Below are 18,633 nucleotides of genomic sequence, written 5' to 3'. Positions count from 1 at the left end.
GAGACGATGCGCAATCTGAAAAGGATTCTCGCTGCGATCGTGGCCATATCCGCGATCATGACGGCCGCAAGCGCAATCGCGCAAGAGGCAAAACATTATCGCTTCGCTTACGATCAGCCGAAGACGACCGGCTATGGCATCCTCGGCGATATCTTCGCCGACAAGCTCAAGGAATTGAGCAAGGGCACCATGCTGATCGACCAATATCCGGGAGCGCAGCTCGGGCAGGAGCCGCAGGTGCTGCAGCTCGTGAAGGCAGGCGACGTCGAGTTCTGCATTTCGTCCTCGGCCAACGCCGCGACGCTGTCGCCGCAGGCCGGCGTGATGTCGATGCACTTCCTGTTCCGCTCGGAAGCACATTTGATCAAGGCGATCGCCGATCCCGACGTGTCAAAAGCCGTCAAGGCGATGATCGCGGATACCGTGCAGGGCGCCCATGTCATCGCGCTCGCAACGCTTGGCCTGCGCAGCATGTATTCCAAGCGCGAGATCAAGAACATCGGCGACGTGAAGGGGCTGAAGGTGCGGGTGCAGGCGACGCCGACCGAGGACACCATGTTCCCGGCCTATGGCGCGCAGATCGTGCACATGCCGTTCGGCAGCGTCTACACCTCGCTGCAGACCGGCGTCGTCGATGTCGCCGAAAACGGCGTCAACGTCTATCTCGCCAACAAGCATTACGAAGTGGCGCCGGTGCTTTCGATGACCGAACACGAGGCCAATAACAGCCTGGTGTGGGTCAGCGACAAACTCTGGAACAGCCTGACGCCGGAACAGCAGGGATGGGTGCAGGCCGCAGCCGACGAGGTCAACAAGAACCAGCCCGCAAGAGCGATCGAGCTCGAGCATCAATCGCAGGACAAGCTGAAATCGATCGGCGTCAAGGTCGTCACCGACGTCGACAAGTCGGGCTTCATCGCGGTCGCCGATCCCTATCTCGACAAGCTCGCCAAGGAGCTCGGCCCGCACGCCGAAAAGATCAAGGACCTGATCCGGGCGATCAAGTAGTTTGTGCGGCCCAAATCTCTCTCGCGTCGCCCCGGCGAAGGCCGGGGCCCATACGCCGTGCCGGTGCGATTTAGCGCTGCCGCTAAACGGCTTTCTAACAACTGGCATCGGTGGTTATGGGTCCCGGCGTTCGCCGGGACGGCAAGGAGAATTATCGATAATTTATGACGCATCGAGCCGCTGGCGCCCCAAACGGCCGTCCTATCCCGATGTTTTATTGACAATCTGACGAGCTTGATGGGAAGATTGCCAAAACCAAAACCAGGGGGGCGCCGTGCGATGAACAATCTGCAGAGAACGATAGGTCTGGCCGTTGCCGCAACAGCAATGCTGTTTGCCGCGAGCGCCGGCGCGCAGGAGGCAAAGCATTATCGCTTCGCCTACGACCAGCCGCGCAACACCGGTTATTCGATCGCCGGCGACCTGTTCGCCGACAAGCTCAAGGAATTGAGCAAGGGCACCATGCTGATCGATCAATATCCCGGTGCGCAGCTCGGCCAGGAGCCGCAATTGCTGCAACTGGTCAAATCGGGCGACATCGAATTCGCCATCATCTCCTCGGCCAACACCGCGACGATTTCGCCGCAAGCCGGCGTGATGTCGCTGCATTTCCTGTTCCGCGACGAAAAGCACGTCGTCAAGGCGCTCGCCGATCCCCAGGTGTTCGAGGCGATCAAGACCATGATCGATGACACCGCGCAGGGGCTGCATGTCATCGCGACGGGATCGCAGGGGGTGCGGCACATGTACGGCAAGAAGGAAATCCACAACGTCGGCGACATCAAAGGGCTGAAGGTCCGCGTCCAGGCTACCGCCACCGAGGACACCATGTTCCCGGCCTATGGCGCGCAGACCGTGCACATGCCGTTCGGCAGCGTCTATACCTCGCTCCAAACCGGCGTCGTCGACGTCGCCGAGAACAGCATCAACGTCTATCTCGTCAACAAGCATTACGAGGTCGCTCCGGTGTTGTCGATCACCGAGCACGAGGCCAATAACGCCCTGGTCTTCATCAGTGACAAATTATGGCAGAGCCTCACCGCCGAGCAGAAGCAATGGGTCCAAACGGCCGCGGCTGAAATCAGCGCCAAAGAGCCGGCCAAAGCCTTTGATCTCGAACGAACCGCGGCTGCCAAATTGAAGTCGCTCGGCGTCAAGATCGTCGACGACGTCGACAAGAAAAGTTTTACGGCGATCGCCGATCCCTATCTCGACAAGCTCGCCAAGGAACTCGGCCCGCATGCGGAGAAGATCAAGACCCTGATCCGCGCGATCAACTAAAGCCCTCATGGTGAGGAGCGCGCCCTTCGCGCGCGTCTCGAACCATGAGACGATACACGCTTCCCTCATCCTTCGAGACGCGGCCAAGCGGCCGCTCCTCAGGATGAGGGTATTGTGCCCGTCTTACCGTCTTTGGGAATCTTGACGATGGCCATCGCCGACAAACTGGTGTTGCAGCGGCAGCATCACCTAAAATGGCGGTCATTCGACAAGCTCGAGCTGGTCCTGATGATCATTTGCGGCGTGTTGTGTTTCGGCTTCTCGCTGTCGGTAACGGCTGACATCGTGACGCGCACGATCGGCCATCCCTGGCTGTGGCTGCAGGAAGTCACTTCGACGCTGTTCATCTATGCGATCTTCATCGGCGCCGCGGTCGCGACCCGCCGCAACGATCATCTGTATCTCACCGCGATCTCCGAGGCGTTGCACGGCACGCCGCGCCTGATTGTCGAGATCGTGATCCGGCTCGTGGTACTCGGCGTTGCGTTCTGCCTGATCTGGTTCGGCTATCTCAATTACCTCCGCGGCTTCGGCAGTTTCCGCCTGCCCTCGGGCACGCCGATCGCCTCGCTCTATGCGGCCATTCCTGTCGCCGGCGTGCTGATCGCGCTGTTCACGATCGAGCAACTGGTCAACGGCATCAGAAATGGCTTCGACCACCCCGAGCCGCCGGAAGACGACCTTCCGATCCCGCCTGTCGATGCCGGCGCGCAACGGAGCGCGCGGCCATGAGCGCGCCCGCCATCCTGGCGCTGATGTCGTTCTGTTTTCTGTTTTTCGGCTATCTCGGCGTCCCCGTGCCGTTTTCGCTGATGGCCGGCGTCTTCGTCGGTGCGGCGCTGACCGATGTGTCATTGGCCGCGATCGTCCAGAAGATTTTCGACGGCATGGATTCCGAAGCGCTGCTGGCGATCCCGTTTTTCCTGCTGGTCGGCGAGCTCATGAGTTCGGCGAACGTGGTGGTACGGATCGCCAATTTGTCGTTGTCGCTGGTCGGGCACATCAGGGGCGGGCTGTCGCAGGTTGTCGTCGTCTTCAGCATGTTTTTCTCGGAGATGTCGGGATCGACCACGGCGGACGTCGCCGTGATGAGCCGCGCGCTGGGTGGCCCGATGAAGCGCGAGGGCTACAGTCCCGCGTTCATCGCGGCGATCATCGCATCCGCCTCGACCATCGCGGCGCTGGTGCCGCCGAGCATCACCGCCGTGGTCTATGGCGCGGTCGGCAATGTCTCGATCGCCGGACTGTTCATGGCCGGTGTGGTGCCCGGATTCATGATCGGCTTCGGCCTGATGATCTATTGCTACTTCTTCGGCCCCTCCGGCATGCGCAAGCCACGTGCGCCGCTGCGCCAGATCGTTTTCGCGGCGGGAGACGCCGCACTGCCGCTGATGATTCCGGTGATCCTGCTCGGCGGCATCCTCACCGGCTGGTTCACGCCGACGGAAGCCGGTGTGGTCGCGGTGATCTGGATCATCGCGGTGGTGATCCCCGCGCTCAATCGCGGGCATTTGCGCAAGATTCCCTACGATTTTTGTCTGGCCGGGCTGATCTTTTCGCTGCCGCTGATCACCATCGGCGCCGCCAACGCGTTCGGCTGGATGCTGGCGTATCTGCGCGGCGCCATCGTTATCGCCGACTGGATCACCTCGATCGCCGGCAACGATCCGCATTATATCATGTTGCTGATGGTGCTGTTGTTCACGGTCGTGGGCGATTTCATCGAGCCGGTCCCGACCATCATTATCTTCATGCCGCTGGTGAACGCGCTGACGCAAGCGGGCGACATCAACGGCGTCCATATGGGCGTGGTGCTGATCGCAACGCTCGCGTTCGGCCTGATCACGCCGCCATATGGGTTGGTGCTCTTGATGGCATCGAAATTCGTCGGCGTCAGTTTTGCCAAAGCGCTACGCGCGGCACTGCCGATCTATGTGGTGTTCCTGGTGACGATCTGCTTCACGATCTATTTCCCGAAGGTGGTGCTGTGGCTGCCGAAGCATGTGATTCCGGAATCCGTCGGATGCTTCAAGTCACCGGCGGGGACGGGGTATATTTGCCCGGAGTGAAGCGGGCTGCTCACAACATAGCCGATGTCGTCCCCGCGAACTCAGTCGTCATGCCCTGCGAAGGCGGGGCATCCAGTACTCTGCGGCGCTAGAGCGAAATCGAAAGGCCGCGGCGTACTGGATCATCCGCTTTCGCGGATGATGACAGCTTGCTTTCTGGCCGCCACCTCGAACCCTACTTCCCCTTGCTCGTAAACTTCTTCACCGCGACGCGAAACTCATCCGTGTGCATGCAGTCGATGATGGCGTCCCGCTCGGCGTCGAGCTGCGCTTCGATCGGCGTGACATGGGCGCGGTGGATCAGCGCCTTGGTCGCCGCGAGCGCAGCCGGAGCGTTTTGTGCCAGGCGAAGCGCCAGTTCGCGGGTCGCGGTTTTCAGTTCGGCCGCCGGTACGACTTTGGCGACCAACCCCCAGTCGTAAGCTTGCGCCGCCGTAAAATTGTCTTCGGCGAGAAAGATCTGCAAGGCCCGCCGCGCGCCGACGCTCGCGGCCACGCCGACAGTGCCGCCGCCATCGGGTGATACGCCGAGCTTTGCATAGGCTGGCGTGAAGCGGGCGTCTTGCGCTGATATGCAGAGATCGGCGACGAAGGCGAGCGACAGCCCTGCGCCGGCCGCCGAGCCGTGCACGCTTGCCAACACGATCTTCGGCATCCGCCGCAGCGTGGTGATGAAGGCGTGATAATGCGACAGCATTTCGCCGACCACAGGCGCGATGTTGTCGGCGGCGGCCGCAGCGCCAATGGTCTGCAGATCGCCGCCGCCGCAGAAGGCGCGGCCTTCGCCTTCGATGATGAGCACGCGAACGTCATCGTTCGCCTCGACCTGCGCGCCGAGTTGTTCCAGCTTTTTAGCGATCGAAAGATCGATCGCATTGAACGCGGCCGGCCGATTGAGCGTGATGGTGGCGATCGGGCCTTCGATCCGAAGCAGCGCCGGATCGTCGGGGAGGGAGGCGGTAGCAGGATGAGGCATTTGAAAAACCCTCAGATCGAGGAGATCGGCGGGCATTTAAATAGCAGAAGGGAAGAGGTGACAATCCCCGCCGAAATCTGCAAACTGCGGATAACGACGAAAGCGGATCACCGCAGCGCAACAGCAGGAAACGGGAGAGGCGTGGTGAGCATCGATACGACAGTCGACCGTGCGGTTTCCACCATCGATCCGTTTTCGCATGGCTTTCTGCGCGATCCCTATCCGCATCACGAAGCACTGCGCGAGACAGGCCCCGTGGTGTGGCTCGAGCAATACGGGATATGGGCGATGGCCCGGCACCAGGAGGTCCGCGACGCGCTGACCGATTGGCAGACTTATTGTTCCTCGGCCGGCGTCGGCTTGAGCGATTTTCGCAAGGAACCGCCATGGCGGCCGCCGAGCATTATCCTGGAGGCCGATCCGCCGCTGCACACCCGCACCCGCGCGGTGCTGACCCGAATCCTGTCGCCGGCCGCGATCAATAATTTGCGCGCGACGTTCGAGCGTGAGGCGGAACTGTTGGTCGCACGCCTGATCGAACAGCGCGAGTTCGACGGGATCGCCGATATCGCTGAAGCCTATCCGCTAAAAGTGTTTCCGGATGCGGTCGGCCTCTCCGAAGACGGCCGCGAGAATCTGTTGCCGTACGGCAGCATGGTGTTCAACTCATTCGGCCCGCGCAACGACCTGTTCGACGCGGCGATGGCCAATGCCGGCCCGGTCCGCGACTGGATCATGTCGAAATGCAGCCGCGCGGCGCTGGCGCCCGGCGGCCTGGGCATGCAGATTTTTCAGGCCGTCGATTCCGGCGAATTGACGGAAGCCGAAGCCGGCATGCTGGTGCGCTCGTTTCTTTCGGCCGGTATCGACACCACGGTCTACGGGCTCGGCAACGCGCTCTCTTGTTTTGCCTATTATCCGGAACAATGGCGCATTCTCCGCGAAAACCCGAAATTGATCCGCGGCGCCTTCGAGGAAGTGCTGCGCTTCGAGGCGCCGGTGCAGACCTTCTTCCGGACCACCACGAAGGCGGTCGACGTCTCCGGCGTTGGAATCGGCGACGGCGAGAAGGTGCTGTTGTTTCTCGCGGCCGCCAACCGCGATCCGCGCCGCTGGGACAGACCCGATATTTTCGATGTCAATCGCCGCGCCACCGGGCACATGACCTTCGGCACCGGCATTCATGGCTGCGTAGGCCAGGCGGTGGCCCGGCTCGAAAGCGAGGCGATCTTCGGGGCATTGACAAAACGCGTCGCGTCGTTCGAACTGACCGGCAAGCCCGAGCTGCGCCTCAACAACACCCTGCGCGGGCTCGACACCCTGCCGCTTCGCGTGGTACCGGCCTGATTGATGACGCAAGGAACAGTTCTGATCGTCGGTGCCGGCCATGCCGGTTTTCAGGTCGCGGCCTCGCTGCGGCAGCACGGTTATGGCGATCGGATTTGCCTGATCAACGATGAGGCACATCTGCCTTATCAGCGTCCGCCATTGTCAAAAGCCTATCTGAAGGGCGAGGGCCGTCCGGACAGCCTGATGTTCCGGCCCGACAAATTTTACCGCGACCAGAACATCGAGTTGATCGCCGACCGCGCCGCCGAGATCGATCGCGCTTCGCGCCGGCTTTCGCTCGCCTCTGGCGCTTCGTTGGATTACGGGCATCTGGTGCTCGCGACCGGCGCGCGCAACCGCCTGCTCGACATTCCCAACGCCAATCTGGAAGACGTGCGTTATTTGCGAATCCTTGACGAGAGCGAGGTCCTGCGAAAACGGATCGCGCCGGGCCAGCGGGTCGTCGTGATTGGCGCGGGCTTTATCGGCTTGGAATTCGCCGCTACCGCCCGCATCAAGGGCCTCGAAGTGGACGTGGCGGAACTCGCATCGCGCGTCATGGCGCGCGCGGTTACGGCGGAAATCTCGGATTATTTTCAGGAGCGCCACACCGCGGCCGGCATTCGCATTCATCTGGGCGTGCAGGCCACCAGCATCGAGGCCGACGGCGCGAAGGTGACCGGCGTCAGCCTCAGCGACGGCCGCCACATCCCCGCCGACCTTGTCGTGGTCGGCGTCGGCGTCCTGCCCAACGTCGAACTGGCAGCCGAAGCCGGCCTGCCGGTCGCCTCGGGCATCATTGTCGACGAGCAATTGCTGACGTCCGACCCCAACATCTCGGCGATCGGCGACTGCGCGCTGTTCGCAAGCCCGCGCTTCGGCGGCTCGCTGCGGCTCGAGTCGGTGCAGAACGCCACCGACCATGCGCGCTGTGTGGCGGCGCGGCTGACCGGCGACGCCAAGACCTATGACGGCCTGCCGTGGTTCTGGAGCGACCAGGCCGACGACAAGCTGCAGATCGCAGGGCTCACCACCGGATATGATCAGGTCGTTGTGCGCGGCGACCGCGCCCAGCGATCGTTTTCCGCATTTTGCTACAAGTCCGGGCAGCTGGTCGGCATCGAGTCCGTCAATCGTGCTTCCGACCACGTGTTCGGACGCAAGGTCCTCGGCATGAAGCGGTCGATCACGCCGGAACAGGCGGCGGATCTCAGTTTCGATTTGAAGGCTTCGCTGACTTAAGGCGAAGGAATGCCGACACCTCCTCCATCGTCGGCATCGACGGCGCCGCGCCCATTCGTTGCACAGAGATCGACGCTGCAATATTGGCGTAGGTGAGCGCGTCGGCGATCGTTTTTCCGCTGGCAAGTTGCGCGGCCACCGCGCCGACAAAACAATCGCCGGCGCCTGTCGTATCCACTGCCTTGACACTCTCGCCGTGAATGATCAGCGGCTCGTTGTTCACAAGCGCCAGCACGCCACGCTTGCCCAAGGTCACGCAGATGATCTTGCCACGGCCGGTCTGCAACGATCTGGCCGCTTCAGTGAAGCGCGCGTGATCGTCGGTATCGTGAAGGTCCCTCTTCGCCAGCAAACCGAGCTCGCTTTCATTGAGGATCAAGATATCGACGAGATCGAGCAGTTCGCGGCCAAATTCGATCGCGGGCGCGAGATTGAGGATCGTGGTCGCGCCCGCGGCGCGGGCTCGCTGGAAGAACGCGCTGATCGCGGGCAGCGGAATCTCGAACTGGCTGACCGCGATATCGCCCTTTGCGAAAATCGGCGCGGCGACATCGTCAACACCAACCAACGCATTCGCACCGGGAACGACGACGATCGTATTGTCGGCATCGGCGACAGTGATGATCGCCGTTCCGGTGTGGGCCTCTTCTGTCTTCTGGACAAAACTCAGGTCGACGCCCTGTGCGCCGAGGTACGCCTTCAGCTGTTTGCCGAACGCATCCGCACCCAACCGGCCGATCAGCGTTGTCGGCGCGCCCAATTTCGCCGCCGACACCGCCTGGTTCGCGCCTTTGCCGCCGGGAAAGTACAGCACCTCTCGGCCTGCGACCGTTTCCCCGAGGCGCGGATGGCGGTCGGCGGTTGCCACCACGTCCATGTTGATGCTGCCGGCAACGAAAACGCGGCTCATGCCTAATCCCAAAACCTAATCCCAAAATTCCTTCTTACGCCCGATCTGAAACTCCTGCTTGACGGCCTCGATATCGGCGAGCGTCGGCAATCCAGCCTCGTTGCCGAGCCGTTGAATCTTGAAGGTCGATGCCGCGCGCGCAAACTCGAAATGGTCCTGCCAGCTTTTGCCGGGATTGGCCAGATACGAATAGACATAAGCGCCGTGGAACACGTCGCCGGCGCCGTTGGTATCGAGCACGCGCTCGCGCGCGATCGGCAGCGCGGGCAGCGTGTGAACGGCGCCGGTCTCGTCGTACCAGAGTAGCCCGCGCTCACCCATGGTGATGCCGCCGACCCGGCAACCCCGGCTCTTGAGATATTCCAGCATCTTTTCCGGCGTCAGGTCCATCTGCTCGCACAGCCGCTCGGCGACGATGGCGACGTCGATGAATTCCAGAAGTTCGTGGGTATTCGTACGAAGACCGCCGCCGTCGAGCGAGGTCAGGATGCCGGCCTCGCGGCAGAGCTTTGCGTAGTGAATCGCCGCATCCGGCTGGTGGCCGTCGATATGCAGCGCCCGGCAGCCGCCGAGGTTTAGTAGCGGAAAGGGGTGGATGTGCTCGTCGTCGCGGCAGCGCACGATCGCCCGCTTGCCGTCCTTTGGCATGATGAATGACAGCGAGGACGAGTTGACCTTGCGCGGATGGATCGAGATTCCATACTTCGCGCTCATGTCCTGAAACATCCGCCCGAGCCAGTCATTGGCGACGGTGGCGATCAGATCCGGCACGATGCCAAGTTTGGCGCAGCAAAAAGCCGCGGTGACAGCATTGCCGCCGAACGAGACCGCGTAGGCCTTGGCGACGTGCTTCTCGTCGCCGGTCGGCATGTGGTCGGTAATGAAGGTGACGTCGATATAGGTCTGTCCGATGAAGAGGGCCTGCATAATTTGTCCGTCGTGGCTGAGGGTGATCCCGGCCGGCGCCGATACACTAGCACCTGATTTCGCCGGATATTCGCAAAATTTATTCGCAATTCCGCCGCTGGTATCGCTTGAGATGACCATGTGGCCGGACTACGACCGTCCTTGAGGGGTCCCTGCCGCGCCGCCGATCCCATGGTCCGCGGCCGCCCAGGGTCCCTGAGAGCGAAAAAGGGGAGGGCACGATGAGCGTCTATTCCGGCCCGGTTTTCGACATGGCGGCAAACCAGTTCGCTGTCATCGCCGATCATCTGTCGATCCCGCTCGACGAGCGCGACCGCCTGCTGCTGCCGAAACGGGCGATCACCGTCTCCTGCCCGATCCACCGCGACGACGGCACGATCGCGGTGTTCGAGGGCTACCGCGTGCAGCATCACCTCACGCTTGGCCCCACCAAGGGCGGCACGAGATTTGCTCCCTCTGTCGACATCGGCGAGGTCGCAGCGCTTGCGATCTGGATGAGCTGGAAATGCGCGCTGGCGGGCCTGCCCTATGGCGGCGCCAAGGGCGGCGTCCGGGTCGACCTTTCCAGGCTTTCCAGGCGCGAACTGGAGTTGCTGTCGCGGCGCTATATGCAGGAGATGATCCCGTTCGTAGGTCCCCATACCGACGTGATGGCGCCTGATATGGGCACCAACGAGCAGGTGATGGCCTGGTTCATGGACACCTATTCGATGTATCAGGGCCACACCGTGACTGAGATCGTCACCGGCAAACCGGTGGCCTCCGGCGGCACCGTAGGGCGGCTGGAAGCGACCGGGCGCGGCGTGGCGTATCTCGCCAGGCGGGTGTTGAACGAGCTTTCCATCAACCTGAACGGCGCCACCGCGGTGATCCAGGGTTTTGGCAATGTTGGGTCCTATGCGGCGTTTGAGCTGCATCAATATGGCCTCAAGGTGATCGCGGTCGCCGATCACACCGGTGCGCTGTACGACAAATCCGGCCTCGACATCCCCGCGTTGATGCACCACGCGAGCACCCATGGCAGCATCGCCGGCTTTTCCAATGAACTCGCCTACGATCCCGATCAAATTCTCACGCTGCCTTGCGATGTCGTGGTGCCGGCGGCGATGGAGCGGGTGATCGACGCGCACATCGCGCAAAACATGAAATGCCGGGTGCTGGCCGAAGGCGCCAACGGCCCGACCACGCCGGAGGCGGATCTGGTCTTGGAAAAACGCCAGGACGAGATTTTTGTCATACCAGATATCCTGTGCAATTCCGGCGGCGTCGTGGTCAGCTATTTCGAATGGGTGCAGGACCTGCAACAATTGTTCTGGGAGGAAGAGGAAGTGACGCGGCGCGAATACCACATCCTCGATCGCGCCTTCGACCAGATGGTCAAGCGCGCCAAGGCCGACAAGATTCCCCACCGCACCGCCGCGATGGCGATCGGGGTCGAAAAAGTCCGCGCCGCCAAGACCACGCGGGGGCTGTTTCCGTGATTACCGGGCTCGATCATGTCGTCATTCTCGTCCGCGATATAACCGCGGGCGTCGCGGCTTACGAAACGCTGTTTGCGCGCGCGCCTTCGTGGCGCAACAACGGCGACGGCGCCGACCGCGCCATGTTCACGCTCGATAACATGACGCTGGAATTGATGGCGCCCGATGGCGATGATGCGACCGCCGAGCGCATCCGTGCCGTCATCGCGGAGCAGGGCGAGGGGCTTGCGAGCCTGTGTTTTCGCACCAATGACATCGCGAAGATGCATCGCCGGCTCGACCGGCTGACGCTGAAGCCCGAGCCGGTCACTGACGTCGAAAGCCGCGACGTGATGTCGGGCGCGACTTTGTCGTGGAAGCGCACCCGCGCGGCGACCGAGGCCGCACGGGGCGTGCGGCTGTTTTTCCTTGAACTGGCCAGGGAACGCCCGCTTTCGGTGCGCTCGGCGGTGGCCTCGATCACCGCGATGGATCATGTCGTGATCGCAACCGCCGATCCCGAACGCGCCGCCGCGCTGTATGGTGCGCGGCTCGGGCTCGATATGGCGCTCGACCGTTCGCATCCGGATTGGGGCCGGCTGATGTTCTTTCGCTGCGGCGATCTCATCGTCGAGGTCGTGAGCCGGCCAAAGGACAATTCGGTCGACAAGGCGCATGACCGGCTCTGGGGTTTGAGCTGGCGGGTCATCGATATCGACGCGACGCGGGCGCGGCTCGCCTCGAACGGCGTCGATGTGTCGGACGTGCGCGACGGCCGCAAGCCGGGAACGCGGGTTGCGACGGTTCGCAGCGGCACCTGCGGCATCCCCACGCTGCTGGTGGAGAAGGCGGTGAGGGCCTGATTGAGCCTCCGCGTCATTGCGAGGAGCAACGCGACGGAGCAATCCATCTTCATGGGTCGTTGCCGGCAGATGGATTGCTTCCACCTTCGCTCTTCGAGCTACGGCGGGCAGGTCGCTTTGCTCGCAATGACGGTGGAGAGAATACGCTTCATTCTCAAACTGCCCCGCCTGTGCTACAGGCACGTTAGCACATTCATCAGGCGACCTCATTTGGCCAAGGCAAAACGAATTTTGAAATGGCAGCGCGATCCCGAGGGCATGCGGCTGCGCATTCTCGAGGCCGCGAAGCAGGAATTTGCCGCCCATGGCCTCGCCGGCGCGCGCGTCGACCGCATCGCTGCAAAGGCCGGCGCCAACAAGCGCATGCTGTATTATCACGTCGGCAAGAAGGACGATCTCTATCTCGCCGTGCTCGAAGGCGCCTATGAGAAGATCCGCGTCGAGGAACGTGGCCTCGATCTCGAACATCTCGATCCGCCGGATGCGATCGAGCGCCTGATCGACTTCACCTGGAATTATTTCATCCGCAATCCGGAATTTCTGGCGCTGCTCAACACCGAAAATCTGGCGAAGGCGCGGCATCTGAAGCGCTCCACAAAAGTCAAATCGATGCACTCGCCGTTTGTCGAGATGATCCGCACGGTGGTGCGGCGCGGCGTCGAAAGCGGCGATTTCGTCGTCGCGGTCGATCCGGTGCAGCTCTACATCTCGATCGCGGCGCTGTGCTTCTTCTATTTGTCGAACAGCGCGACCTTGAGCGTGATCTTCGGCCGCGACCTCCTGAGCAAGGACGCAAGGGATGAGCGGCTGGAGCACATGGTCGCGCTGGTGCTGGCGGCGCTGACGGGAAAGTCGGCGGCGGTGTTTGGGAAGAGCAAGATGCCGAAGGTGCGTGCTCCAGCGCATACAGGCGCGGAATAATGCTTGATCGGAGCGGCGGACTAGCCTTACCTCGCCCCGCTTGCGGGGAGAGGTCGAAATTCTCGCATCGCGAGAATTTCGGGTGAGGGGGACTCACCGCGCGCGCTTCGTCTTGGGAATTTGCGGAAGCAGCCCCTCACCCCAACCCTCTCCCCGCGAAGAGCGGGGCGAGGGAGAAGAAAGCGAAGGCGGCGCACTTCTCTCCGCTCAATTACCCACCTACCCACCTTCACGTTTCAAACAGCCTGCCATGTTCAGACACAGCTTCGCGATCTCGCCGCACCATTTGCGCGAGGTTTGCTGGTACTTGCCGCCCTCTTAAATTAGAGGGCGCAGGGAATGCCGGGCGCCCGATGCGCCCGATAGCCGCGTGTGCAATGATAGTGGTAGAACGCACACGCGTTAGTCAGGTCACACCGGAATCACCCGGCATTCCCCGCGCAATGGTTTTACGGCTTATATCGTGCTCTCCCCGGTGAGCCGGGCTTTCTTGCCACCGTCATCGGCGAAATTGCTTCCGCCAACTTGACACCAGCGTCGGGGTGTCAGGACCACACGACTTCGCCGTCCGCGTGCAGGCGCCCTCGTCTTTGGCACCGCCCGCGTCCACCGCATCCCGCCGCCCACGTCCGTGACGATCGCGAAACGCCCCTCGAAAGGAGGCGGGACGGCAGGCATATACAACTGATTTGGGTCGGGTCGCAAGCGAAATTTCGGAAAATCAGAAATTAATCCGAGGCCGGGCCGAAGGGCAGCCTCACCCCGCCTTCTTCTTGCCCACGCTCTTTCCGCGCGGCGTTGCCTTCGCTGCCGCCTTCTTACGGGTCATGTGCGATTTCAGCGCGGCGCCGATGCGAGATTGATACCCGGGGCCGCTCTGCTGGAACCAGCGAAGCACCGCGGCGTCCAGCCGCAAGGTGATCAGTTGCTTGGGGTCGTCGGATTTCGGCCGCCCGCGACGGATCAGCTTGGCGCCTCGATAGAGATCGGCGCGCTCAGCCATTTCGTCGGTCAGTTCCGGCACCTCGTCATATTCGTGCGGCTGAATGACGTGCCGATCAACTTTCTTCAAGTCGCTTCCCAAAGCGCGCTTTTTCCCGGTCATTGAATTATTGTAGCTACAAATAAGATGGTATCAAGGTCCGTGGCGGAAAGCCGGGCAGCGTAGTCCGCTCCGGCGCATCATACCGCTTGATGCGACTTGATACCGCTGCGTCATGGCCGGGTTTATCCCGGCCATCCACGTCTTTCTTCTCGCGGTCGGCAAGACGTGGATGCCCGGGACAAGCCCGGGCATGACGGCTGAGAGGTTCTAATTCGCCACCTCGAAAGCCCCTAGACAGTATTTATCCAACGGGTTAATTTGTCTGCGAAAGCCGATAAACCAGGGAGAGAGGCGTGGCCGAACCGAAGGGCCAGGGAAATGTGTCGAGAGCGCTGAATGCGGCGTGGGTGCGGCCGTTTTTGTTCCTGATCTTCATCGTGGTCGCCTGGGATTTGGCGATCCGGCTGTTCAAGATTCCCGCCTATCAGATTCCGGCGCCGGCCGATGTCGTAGCCGTGCTGTGGCAGGATTGGCCGGAATTGTTGCGGCAGGCGTGGCCGACGACGTACGCGACGATCTGCGGCTTCCTGTTGTCGGCGGTGTTCGGCATTCCCGTGGCGATGCTGATTGCGGGATCGAAGACGGTGGAAAGCTACGTCTATCCGTTGCTGGTGTTTTCACAGTCGGTGCCGAAGATCGCGATTGCACCATTGTTCGTGGTCTGGTTCGGTTTCGGCATTATCCCAAAAGTGATCTCGGCGTTTCTGCTGGGATTCTTTCCGGTGGTGGTGTCCGCGGTGCAGGGTTTTAAATCGGTCGACCCTGACATGGTCGATCTCGCCCGCGCCATGCAGGGCAGCCGCTTCCATGTGTTCTGCGCCGTCAACCTGCCGCATGCGATGCCGGCGATCTTTTCGGGATTAAAGGTTTCGGTGACGCTGGCGGTGGTTGGCGCGGTGGTCGGCGAATTCGTCGGCTCCAATTCGGGCATCGGCTATGTGCTGCAGCGCTCGATCGGCACCTTCGATCTGCCGACGATGTTTGCGGCGCTGGTGATCCTGGCGCTGCTCGGCGTGGTCTTGTTCTGGATCGTCGACCGGATCGAAAAGCTTGTGATTCCCTGGCATGTCAGCCAGCGCGAGGAAATTTTCATCGCCGCATAAGCGGCGAGAGAATGAAAAAAGCGGCCCTCAAGGACCGCATAAGACATCGACGGGAGAGAAACATGATGCGATTTTTGACGGCTCTAGCGGCGGCGCTGATCTGGTCGGCGCTGGCGGCAGCCCCAGCCTCTGCCGGGGACAAGGTGGTGCTGATGCTCAACTGGTATGTCTATGGCGAGCACGCGCCGTTCTATTACGGCAAGGCCAAGGGCATCTATGCTGCCGAAAACATCGATCTCGAAATCCAGGAAGGCCGCGGCTCGGCTGCGACCACGCAGGCCGTTGCCGCCAAGACCGCCGATTTCGGCTATGTCGACGTGCCCACCATGATGCGCGCGGCGGTGAAGGGCGCGCCTGTCATCGCGACCGGCGTGCTGCTGCAGACGAGCCCGATGTCGGCGATGGGATTTGTCGAGAAAAACATCAGGAAGCCCGAGGATATCAAGGGCAAGACGGTGGCGATCACGCCCGCGGATTCGATGACGCAGATCTGGCCGCTGTTTCTGAAAAAGACCGGCTTGAAGGAAAGCGATTTCAACACGGTTGCCGGCGACGGCCAGACCAAGCTGAACGCCGTGATCAACGGCCAGGCCGATCTCTTGCTCGGCTATGTCATGGACCAGTCGATGAAGATCAAGGACGCGACGGGTAAGGACGTCTATCCCATAAAATTCGCCGACTACGGCATCAACATGGTTTCATCCGGCATTATCGCCAACGCGGATTACGTGAAGGCCAACGCCGATCTGGTGCGGCGCTTCATGTCGGCGACGACGAAAGCGGTCGAAGCCGCCGAGAAGGACCCGAAGGGCGCGGCGCAGGCGATCCTCGATGCCAACCCGAAGGGCGGCAAGATCGAGACGCTGACGCAAGGCTTTGAGCTGACGATCCCGCTCTATCGCACGGGCGAAACCAAGGGCAAGCGGCCGTTCCAGGTCACGGATCAGAACATGACCGACACCGTCAATCTGATGGTCGAATATGGCGGCCTTGATGCCAAGGCCAAGGAAAACCCGAAGGCGTTTTACACCAACGACTACCTGCCAAAGGGCAATTCGTGAACGCGTCATTGCGAGCGGAGCGAAGCAATCCATGGCGCCACAAAGCAAGGATGGATTGCTTCGTCGCAAGTGCTCCTCGCAATGACGGTTCCTCATCATTAGTTCTGAATGGACCTGAATGAATCCAGCGACCAAAACATCGGGCGTTGATCAATCGGGCGCGCATCTTCGCCTGGTGTCGGATCGCGTGGACTCTGGCACGCCCGGGATAAAACTTTCCGGCGTGTCGAAAACCTATCGCTCCCGCGATGGCGATGTGCCGTCGCTGCGGCCGCTGGACTTTCATATCAACACCGGCGAATTCTTTGTCGTGGTCGGACCGTCCGGCTGCGGCAAGTCCACGCTGTTGAAAATGATCTCCGGGCTGCTCGCGCCATCGACCGGCGAGATTTCGGTCGACGGCGAGCCGGTGACACAACCGCACGGCAATGTCGGCATCGTGTTCCAGAACTCGCTGCTATTGCCGTGGCGCAATATCCTCAACAACGTCATGCTGCCGATCGACATGAAGCGGTTGCCGCGCGACCAATATCTGCCGCGCGCGCAGGCGCTGCTAAAGCTGGTCGGCCTCGAGGGGTTTGAGAAAAAACTGCCCTGGCAATTGTCCGGCGGCATGCAGCAGCGGGCCTCGATCTGCCGGGCGCTGGTGCATGATCCCAAGATCATGCTGATGGACGAGCCGTTCGGCGCGCTGGACGCGATGACGCGGGAACGCATGAATGTCGAATTGATGCGGATCCAGCGCGAGACCGGCAAGACCGTACTCTTGATCACCCACTCGATTCCCGAGGCCGTGTTCCTCGCCGACCGCGTTCTGGTCATGACCGAACGGCCCGGCGCGATCGCTGCGATCTACGACGTGCCGCTGCCGCGCCCGCGCTCGCTCGACGCCATGGCCGATCCGGTGTTCACTGAACTGGTGCAGCGCATCCGCAAGCATTTTTTCACCCAGAGCGCGCTGGATTAAAGGACCAATATCATGCCGCTCCGTCTGGCCGTGCGCGACATCGCCTTCTTCGAACGCCCGGTGCGCTTTGCCCGGCCGTTCAGGTTTGGCGCCATCGTCATCAACGCCACGCCGCAGATGTTCGTGCGTGCGGAGATCGAAATAGAAGGCAAGGGCTCGTCAACCGGCGCCAGCGCCGAATTGCTGGTGCCAAAATGGTTCGACAAGCGCACCGAGCTTTCGCCGGAGCAAACGGTCTGGGAATTGCGACGCGCGCTCGTGATCGCGCGGGAGCTCTATCTCAGCCAAAAAGGGTTCGAGACCGCGTTCGGCCTGCATGCCCGTGTCATCGCAGCACAGGTCGAGGCCTGTGCCAGGGAAGACATCCCGCCGCTTGCCGCCGCCTACGGCCCGGCGGAAATCGACAAGGCCGTGTTGGATGCGCTGCTGCGCGGCGCGGGGAAAAATTTCTTCGAGGGCATGGCGCAAAATATCGCCGGAATCAATGCGCGACTGTCGCCCGATTTGCGCGATGACGATATCGGGCAATTCCTCTCCGGGAGGCGGCGGCTCGACCGCGTCGCGATCCGGCATACCGTCGGCCTCGACGACCAGGTCGAGGGCAAGGGCGGCGTCGCGGACGGCCACGAAAATGCCGGCGCGCGTTATTTCAAGCTAAAGCTCAACGGCGATCCGGAGCACGACGCCGCGCGCTTGACGCGGATCGGCAACCAGCTCGCCACGTTGCCGCATGACTACAAAGTGACGCTGGATGCCAACGAGCAATATGCCGATCTCGCGGCGCTTGGCGCGCTGGCCGAGCGGCTCGACCGCGACAGCGCCCTGCGACCGATTGCGGCAAAGCTGCTCTACATCGAGCAGCCGATGCCGCGCGATATCACGCGGCAATCGCCGCTGGGTTCGCTGGCCGGCCGCGATCTCATCATCGACGAGGCCGACGATTCCTACGATGCGTTTCCCGTGGCGCGCGCGCTCGGCTATCGCGGCATTTCTTCCAAATCGTGCAAGGGGATTTACAAGTCGATCATCAACGCGACCCGTGCCGCGAAATGGAGCGGGGCAGGCGAAAAATTCTTCATCTCGGGCGAGGATTTGACCTGTCAGGCCGGGCTCTGCGTGCAGCAGGACCTTGCGCTCGGCGCCCTGATCGGCGTCACCCACGCCGAGCGCAACGGCCATCATTATGTCGAGGGTTTTGCCGAGACGCCCGCCACCGAAGCGGAAGCGTTCCTGTCGGCGCATCCCGATCTCTACGCCCGCGACGGAAACATCGTCCGGCTATCGATCCACGACGGCGATCTCCTGACGGGATCGCTGACCTCGCCCGGTTTTGCGACCGGCGTGCACCCCAACTGGTCGGCGCTATCGCCGCTCGAACAACCAAAGCAAAAATCCTGAAGGAGCAAGCGAT

The 18,633-nt window shown here is 61.9% G+C and carries 17 protein-coding genes; 13 read left to right on the top strand and 4 right to left on the bottom strand.

Annotation, left to right across the window (positions count from 1 at the left end; all coding sequences use genetic code 11):
- Positions 1-57: 57 nt before the first annotated feature.
- From B5526_RS07330 to B5526_RS07315, 4 genes are all read left to right on the top strand, one after another.
- On the top strand, positions 58-1,008 hold the full coding sequence (locus tag B5526_RS07330) for a TRAP transporter substrate-binding protein (RefSeq protein WP_433994642.1): 951 nt from the start codon (positions 58-60) through the stop codon (positions 1,006-1,008).
- A gap of 279 nt (positions 1,009-1,287) precedes the next feature.
- Positions 1,288-2,289, top strand: a complete 1,002-nt coding sequence (locus B5526_RS07325; RefSeq protein ID WP_079537609.1) for a TRAP transporter substrate-binding protein — start codon at positions 1,288-1,290, stop codon at positions 2,287-2,289.
- Between the two features lie 147 nt (positions 2,290-2,436).
- Positions 2,437-3,021, top strand: a complete 585-nt coding sequence (locus tag B5526_RS07320) for a TRAP transporter small permease (protein ID WP_079537608.1) — start codon at positions 2,437-2,439, stop codon at positions 3,019-3,021.
- Positions 3,018-4,358 carry a TRAP transporter large permease gene (locus B5526_RS07315; protein ID WP_079537607.1) on the top strand — a complete coding sequence of 447 codons (1,341 nt, stop codon included), beginning with the start codon at positions 3,018-3,020 and terminating at the stop codon, positions 4,356-4,358. Before B5526_RS07320 ends, B5526_RS07315 begins: the two co-directional genes overlap by 4 nt.
- A gap of 175 nt (positions 4,359-4,533) precedes the next feature.
- On the opposite strand, the gene B5526_RS07310 is transcribed toward B5526_RS07315, so the two are convergent.
- Positions 4,534-5,334, bottom strand: a complete 801-nt coding sequence (locus B5526_RS07310) for an enoyl-CoA hydratase/isomerase family protein (RefSeq protein WP_079544767.1) — start codon at positions 5,332-5,334, stop codon at positions 4,534-4,536.
- 144 nt (positions 5,335-5,478) lie between these two features.
- Here B5526_RS07310 and B5526_RS07305 point away from each other — a divergent pair, with 144 nt between their 5' ends.
- Together B5526_RS07305 and B5526_RS07300 are read left to right on the top strand one after the other, a co-directional pair.
- A complete protein-coding gene (locus tag B5526_RS07305; RefSeq protein ID WP_244562214.1) occupies positions 5,479-6,681 on the top strand; it encodes a cytochrome P450 in 1,203 nt (400 codons plus the stop codon).
- Positions 6,682-6,684: 3 nt separating this feature from the next.
- Complete coding sequence (locus B5526_RS07300) at positions 6,685-7,905, top strand: NAD(P)/FAD-dependent oxidoreductase (protein WP_079537606.1); 1,221 nt, start codon at positions 6,685-6,687, stop codon at positions 7,903-7,905.
- On the opposite strand, the gene B5526_RS07295 is transcribed toward B5526_RS07300, so the two are convergent.
- Entirely contained in the window at positions 7,874-8,815 is a 942-nt protein-coding gene (locus tag B5526_RS07295; protein WP_079537605.1) for a ribokinase, read from the bottom strand. The two genes, B5526_RS07300 and B5526_RS07295, sit on opposite strands and share 32 nt — an antisense overlap.
- A gap of 15 nt (positions 8,816-8,830) precedes the next feature.
- On the bottom strand, positions 8,831-9,742 hold the full coding sequence (locus tag B5526_RS07290; protein WP_079544765.1) for a sugar kinase: 912 nt from the start codon (positions 9,740-9,742) through the stop codon (positions 8,831-8,833).
- Between the two features lie 221 nt (positions 9,743-9,963).
- On the opposite strand from B5526_RS07290, the gene B5526_RS07285 reads away from it, so the two are divergent.
- From B5526_RS07285 to B5526_RS07275, 3 genes are all read left to right on the top strand, one after another.
- The gene (locus B5526_RS07285) at positions 9,964-11,223 is read left to right on the top strand and encodes a Glu/Leu/Phe/Val family dehydrogenase (protein ID WP_079537604.1); all 1,260 of its coding nucleotides are present in this window, start codon (positions 9,964-9,966) and stop codon (positions 11,221-11,223) included.
- A complete protein-coding gene (locus B5526_RS07280; protein WP_079537603.1) occupies positions 11,220-12,065 on the top strand; it encodes a VOC family protein in 846 nt (281 codons plus the stop codon). The genes B5526_RS07285 and B5526_RS07280 overlap by 4 nt, the downstream gene beginning before the upstream one ends.
- A 210-nt stretch (positions 12,066-12,275) precedes the next feature.
- Positions 12,276-12,986 (top strand): TetR/AcrR family transcriptional regulator, encoded by a 711-nt coding sequence (locus tag B5526_RS07275; protein WP_172841990.1) that lies wholly within the window; start codon positions 12,276-12,278, stop codon positions 12,984-12,986.
- Positions 12,987-13,743: 757 nt separating this feature from the next.
- Here the strand turns inward: B5526_RS07275 and B5526_RS07270 are convergent.
- Positions 13,744-14,058 (bottom strand): BrnA antitoxin family protein, encoded by a 315-nt coding sequence (locus B5526_RS07270; RefSeq protein ID WP_244562213.1) that lies wholly within the window; start codon positions 14,056-14,058, stop codon positions 13,744-13,746.
- Positions 14,059-14,384: 326 nt separating this feature from the next.
- Between B5526_RS07270 and B5526_RS07265 the strand changes: the two genes are divergently transcribed.
- From B5526_RS07265 to B5526_RS07250, 4 genes are all read left to right on the top strand, one after another.
- Positions 14,385-15,194, top strand: coding sequence for an ABC transporter permease (locus B5526_RS07265; RefSeq protein WP_079537601.1), 810 nt, complete (start codon positions 14,385-14,387; stop codon positions 15,192-15,194).
- Positions 15,195-15,259: 65 nt separating this feature from the next.
- Positions 15,260-16,255, top strand: coding sequence for an ABC transporter substrate-binding protein (locus B5526_RS07260; RefSeq protein WP_433994641.1), 996 nt, complete (start codon positions 15,260-15,262; stop codon positions 16,253-16,255).
- Between the two features lie 118 nt (positions 16,256-16,373).
- Positions 16,374-17,222 (top strand): ABC transporter ATP-binding protein, encoded by an 849-nt coding sequence (locus B5526_RS07255; RefSeq protein ID WP_079537600.1) that lies wholly within the window; start codon positions 16,374-16,376, stop codon positions 17,220-17,222.
- A gap of 12 nt (positions 17,223-17,234) precedes the next feature.
- A complete protein-coding gene (locus tag B5526_RS07250; protein WP_079537599.1) occupies positions 17,235-18,620 on the top strand; it encodes a hypothetical protein in 1,386 nt (461 codons plus the stop codon).
- The last annotated feature ends 13 nt before the right edge of the window (positions 18,621-18,633 follow it).

It is taken from the genome of Bradyrhizobium lablabi (genome assembly GCF_900141755.1).
GTDB lineage: Bacteria > Pseudomonadota > Alphaproteobacteria > Rhizobiales > Xanthobacteraceae > Bradyrhizobium > Bradyrhizobium lablabi_A.
The sequence above is the reverse complement of the archived record's forward strand: the minus strand, read 5'-3'. Positions and strand labels throughout refer to the sequence as shown.